Consider the following 1,650-nt stretch of genomic DNA (forward strand, 5'->3'; position numbering starts at 1 on the left):
GCGCCAGCGCGCTTCCTCGTGGCGCACCGGGCGATGGCGCATGATCGTCTCGCCGATCTGTCTTCCGATCGTCATGGCCGGACTGAGCGCGGCGCCCGGATGTTGGTAGACAGCCGCGATGCGATCGCCGCGCAGGCCGCGCAGCTCCTCGCCGGAAAGCCCGCTGATTTCCCGGCCCTGGAACTCCAGCGCCGAGGCCGCCACTCGCGCGTTCCCCGGCAGGTAGCGCAGGATCGCCATGGCAACCGAACTCTTGCCCGAACCGGACTCGCCGACCAGTCCCAACGCTTCGCCCTGGCCTATTGCGAGCGACACGCCGTCAACGGCGGATTGCCATCCTCTTTTCCCGCCATACGCGATGGAAAGTTTCTCCACATTCAGCACCGAATGGGACATCAAGACCTCGAAATCGCTTTCTGCCGGTGCCCTAATCGAGGGCAATCGCTTCCGCTTGCATAGTATATTATCTCTATAAAATTACTCGAATTAACGCCAAACGCAATCTAGCCTTTTGCAAATTGGAGATCGCGGGTCGCGCCGACCAATGCGGCGCCCGCGTCTCCCAGCGATTTGCAAGGAGGCCGGCATGGCGCGAAATCAGTTGATCCTCAGCGCGTTCTTCTTCAACCCGCAGGGTGACCATCGCATGTCGTGGCGCCATCCGCGCGCGCCAGGCCGGGAAGTGCTCTCCTTCGATTACTATCGCGAGCTCGTTCAGGCGGCCGAGCGCGCCAGGATCGACACCATCTTCGTCGCCGACCACGTGTCCATCTGGGATTCGGTGAAGAGCGGTGTCGCCCACTACGCCAATGCCCGCCTCGAGCCACTGACGCTTTTGTCGGCGCTGGCCAGCGTGACGAAACACATCGGTCTCATCACCACCGCCTCGAGCTCCTACAGCGAGCCCTACAACGTGGCGCGGCTGTTCGCCTCGCTCGACCATATCAGCGGCGGCAGGGCGTCGTGGAACGTCGTCACCTCGGCCATGGACGAAGAGGCGCGCAATTTCGGCCGCGACGGCAATATCGAGCACGCCTTCCGCTACCAGCGCGCCGCCGAATTCCTCGATATCGTCAAAGGGCTGTGGGACAGCTGGGAGGACGAAGCCCTGCTGTTCGACAAGGAAACCGGCTATTTCGCCGATCCGGACAAGGTCCATGTGCTCGACCATCGCGGCGCGCATTTCAAGGTGCGCGGGCCGCTCAACGTCTCGCGGCCGCCGCAGGGCCACCCGCTGATCGTCCAGGCCGGCTCGTCCGAGGACGGCAAGGACTTCGCCACCGCCCATGCCGATGCCCATTTTGCCATCTATAGCACCAGGGAAGACGGCATCCGGTACCGTGAGGACATCAACGAGCGTCTCGCCCGATACGGCAGGAAGCCGGAGAGCTTCAAGATCCTGCCCGGCATATTGCCGATCGTCGCCGCTTCCGAGGCCGAGGCGCGCGACAGGCAGGAATATCTGCAGACGCTGCTCCCCGATCGTGTCGGCATCGATCTCCTGTCGAGCTGGAGCGGCATCGATCTCTCGGCCTATCCGCCGGACGGCCCGCTGCCGCAGCTTCCGGACGAAAGCACCTTCAACGGCGGGCGCACCTCGCTCAATCGGGTCAAGCAGTGGGCGACGCAGAACCTGACGCTGCGCGAAAT

Annotated in this window: 2 protein-coding genes; one reads left to right on the top strand and one right to left on the bottom strand. The window is 63.6% G+C overall.

The window, feature by feature from the left end; translation table 11 throughout:
- Positions 1–396, bottom strand: a 396-nt coding sequence (locus EOA24_RS37210; RefSeq protein WP_127410776.1) for an ATP-binding cassette domain-containing protein, incomplete at its 3' end; no start/stop codon positions are given.
- Positions 397–586: 190 nt separating this feature from the next.
- Between EOA24_RS37210 and EOA24_RS37215 the strand changes: the two genes are divergently transcribed.
- The coding region (locus EOA24_RS37215) for an NtaA/DmoA family FMN-dependent monooxygenase (RefSeq protein ID WP_127410777.1) at positions 587–1,650 on the top strand (1,064 nt) is incomplete at its 3' end.

It is taken from the genome of Mesorhizobium sp. M2A.F.Ca.ET.039.01.1.1 (assembly GCF_003998035.1).
GTDB lineage: Bacteria > Pseudomonadota > Alphaproteobacteria > Rhizobiales > Rhizobiaceae > Mesorhizobium.